The 3,017-nt window shown below is 63.1% G+C and carries 4 protein-coding genes and 1 riboswitch; of the genes, 1 reads left to right on the top strand and 3 read right to left on the bottom strand.

Annotated features, from left to right (window positions below):
- The coding region (locus tag GY769_06765) for an efflux RND transporter periplasmic adaptor subunit (protein ID MCP4201622.1) at positions 1–495 on the bottom strand (495 nt) is incomplete at its 3' end.
- 379 nt (positions 496–874) lie between these two features.
- Between GY769_06765 and GY769_06760 the strand changes: the two genes are divergently transcribed.
- Positions 875–1,477: a hypothetical protein gene (locus GY769_06760; protein MCP4201621.1), complete on the top strand. Its 603-nt coding sequence runs from the start codon at positions 875–877 to the stop codon at positions 1,475–1,477.
- A 253-nt stretch (positions 1,478–1,730) separates the two neighbouring features.
- On the opposite strand, the gene GY769_06755 is transcribed toward GY769_06760, so the two are convergent.
- Both GY769_06755 and GY769_06750 read right to left on the bottom strand, forming a co-directional pair.
- Positions 1,731–2,018 carry a hypothetical protein gene (locus tag GY769_06755; protein ID MCP4201620.1) on the bottom strand — a complete coding sequence of 96 codons (288 nt, stop codon included), beginning with the start codon at positions 2,016–2,018 and terminating at the stop codon, positions 1,731–1,733.
- A gap of 130 nt (positions 2,019–2,148) precedes the next feature.
- Positions 2,149–2,269: riboswitch (cyclic di-GMP riboswitch) on the bottom strand.
- A 341-nt stretch (positions 2,270–2,610) separates the two neighbouring features.
- Entirely contained in the window at positions 2,611–2,994 is a 384-nt protein-coding gene (locus tag GY769_06750) for a DUF2784 domain-containing protein (GenBank protein ID MCP4201619.1), read from the bottom strand.
- Positions 2,995–3,017 lie beyond the last annotated feature (23 nt).

Genomic DNA, 3,017 nt, shown 5'->3' with positions numbered 1-3,017 from the left:
GTGGAGGATCGCTTCCGTCGGAACGACGAGCACGTCATCGCGCCGCTGGAATTGGATGTAGAGCGTCGCGAACATCCCGGGCTTGAGGCGGTTGTCCGGGTTCTCGAACTCGAGACGCACGCTGAGCGTGCGAGTCGCCTTGTCGATCGTGGGATAGATGTAGGCCACCCGTCCCTCGATGGTCCGACCCGGTGCATAGGTCAGTTCCATTTGCGCCGGCTGACCGACCTCGATCCAGGGTGCGTCGTACTCATAGATCTCGGCAGTGACCCAGATTCGCGACAGGTCACCGATGTGATAGACGTCGTTCCCCGCCTCGATGTGCGCCCCGTCCACGATGTGCTTCTCGTTTACGCGAGGGAAGCGGGGCTCCATCTCTGGAACCGGCCATATCGCCCGTTCACTGAGAAACACCTCAAGAGCCATTATCGAAAAATCGACCAAGAAGGTCGCCGCTACGAGCACGGAGAGTTGACAGGACCGGGAGTTCGCCATGGGCGCAGCGGCTTGCCCTGGAAAGGCCTCGACGTGTCCGCCATCGGTCGGCACTGGACCACTACGATCGATCGACTCGACGAGTTAAACGCGAAGGGCCGCATCTATCTGCCTGGGGATGGAAGCTGGCCCCGCCTCATTCGGTACGCCGATGAGAGTAAGGGCTCAGCGATCGGCGACAGCGAGCCCGTATCTCAACACAGCGCAGGCAGCTGAGTTCCTGGGCCTGAGCCCTCGCACTCTCGAAAAGCTTCGGGTTTCCGGGTCGAGCTGGGCGGCGACACACCGCGAAACTCAGCAGGGGGGTCCCCCGTCACTATGGGTGGCAACCACCGAGGCCATTCTGTGCTATTAGAAGTGTTTGAGAGGAGTGGCAAAAGTGAAGAAACGAACGGCGTTGATCAGAGCTCTTCCGGTCTTTCTCCTACTCGGGTTGATGCACGCGTCCCTGGCGGCGCCGATGGCGGCGGATGAGGCGGAGTTCGAGTACATTGGATCAAAGGGCTGCAAGAAGTGCCATCTCAAGGAGTACAAGTCGTGGGAAGCCACGACGATGGCCACCGCCTTAGATGCCTTGAAGCCCGGAGAACGAGTGAAAGCCAAGCGAAGCACCGGCCTGGACCCGAACTTCGACTACACTCAGGTCGAAGGTTGTGTGAAGTGCCATGTCACGGGCTACGGTAAACCGGGTGGCTTCGTCGACATCGAAACCACGCCGGAGCTGGCGGGCGTCGGCTGTGAGACCTGCCACGGGCCGGGCGGTACCTATGTCGCGGACGAGCTCATGAGTCTCAAAAACAAGGAGTACAAGTTCGCCGACGTGGTGGCCGCCGGCATGGTGGAAAGCGTGGGCGGAGCGCAGTGCGACGGTTGCCACAACAGCGAGAGCCCGTTCGTGGCCGAGGGCTACGTGTTCGACTACGAGGCCAACCAGGATAAGGGCATGCACGAGAAACATCCGCTCAAGTACAACCACGACTAGCTTCCGTGGCCTTCCAGCGAAGAGCTACCGACCACACGCCAGCCCTCGATCGAGTCACTTTTCCCAGCCGTGGGCTCTTGAGGCTGTCCGGGCGCGAATGCGCGCCCCTTCGTCGAAGCGAGAAGGCGGCGCCATCGAAGGTGGTGGGACTCAGGATTCAGCAGACACACGTTTCCTGGCGCCTCGTGCGGAATGAGCGATCTCGGAGTTGCAGGACCCTCTTCGGAGAGAGGCTCCCTGGAGCTTGGCAACCTCAAGGGCGCCGGGTCCCGAAATCCTTGAGCTTCTTGTGCAGTCGGGTGCGGTGGATTCCCAAGAGACGCGCCGCTTCGCTCACGTTCCAGCCGACTCGTTCGAGTACGCCCTCAATGTACTGCTTCTCGCACCGATCTCGGAACTCACGCAGCTCGACGACTCGAGTGTCGTTGTTCAAATCGAGCACCGGGTCCGGCGCCGGCGCGCCGCTTCGGTAGGGCTCGGGCAGCTGCTCCAGATCCATCGGATCGCCGGCCAGCACCGCCAGCCGCTCCGCAAGACTCATGCTTGATCGCATCGTCCTCCGGTTTGGCCCCTGCCCACCTACTCGGATCGCAGCCGTGCGAGACGAGTCGATCGCGGGGAGCATCGCCGCCAGCCAAAACCTGCTTTGCATGAAGCACCTCCTCGGTGCCTTCGGCAGCCCGGCGGTCTTGCGGTCCTGCGCGGTGGAGGCGTGAGGCCTCACCGTCCAGTAGGAAGCGAGGACCCGTGGCTTTCCGGCCCTGGGTTTTCCCAGGTGTGCCTTTGTCGAGGCTATCTTGAACTTACGCCTGTGATTACGGACAATGCGCCACCCGAACGGGCGGTATGGGCGCCGGCGCGGCGCTGTCCTTGCCGATCATCGGGAAGCTCCTCGGCCACACCCAGGCAGTAGCGACGCAACGCTACGCGCACCTAGCAGCCAATCCTGTGAAGCAGGCAGCGGACCGAATCTCAAGCGAGATCGCGGGCCCGCTCAACGGGAAGGCGAGGGGGGAGGTCGCGCCGATCAGGCGCTAGCCAGCCCCCTGCGCTCCGGCTTCACGAGCGGGAGGCGGAGAGCCTGGCGGGCTGGGGCTCGGAGCACGCGAGGCGGTGTCCGGTGCAGCGAGGGGTTAGGCGGCCAGCCTGCCTGATGCTCGCCTGTACCGCCGCCAGACAAGCGAGTACACGAGAGCATTGGCGAGGACGACTAGAGCCGCCAGCACGAGCTGCACCGTGTGCGAGAGCGCCGCTGGATAGATGATTGGCACAAGGTAGTGCTCGATGAACCCGCCCGCATACGCTGAAGCGCCCGCCGCTTTGCGAAGCGCGTTCTCCAGGGGTGTAAGCGGGCAGACACCGCCCGTCACCTCGATAAACACGCCCCATATCGCAGCCGGGAGGTGCACAAGCGGGGCCCAACGCCAGCGAAGCGCGAGGAGCCCGCCGACCACGACAAAGATGATGAACGCGAGATGGAGGACGAGGACCAGATCGGCCAAGGCGCGATAGATCATCGTAACCTCTGCTCGCTCGGCTC

Source organism: bacterium (assembly GCA_024224155.1).
Lineage (GTDB): Bacteria > Acidobacteriota > Thermoanaerobaculia > Multivoradales > JAHEKO01 > CALZIK01.
This window is presented reverse-complemented; position numbering and strand designations above follow the sequence as displayed.

Bases quoted from the DNA above. Each gene is read 5' to 3' on its own strand.
- GY769_06755 (MCP4201620.1), bottom strand. From the start codon at position 2,018: ATGAGTCTTGCGGAGCGGCTGGCGGTGCTGGCCGGCGATCCGATGGAT.
- GY769_06750 (MCP4201619.1), bottom strand. From the start codon at position 2,994: ATGATCTATCGCGCCTTGGCCGATCTGGTCCTCGTCCTCCATCTCGCG.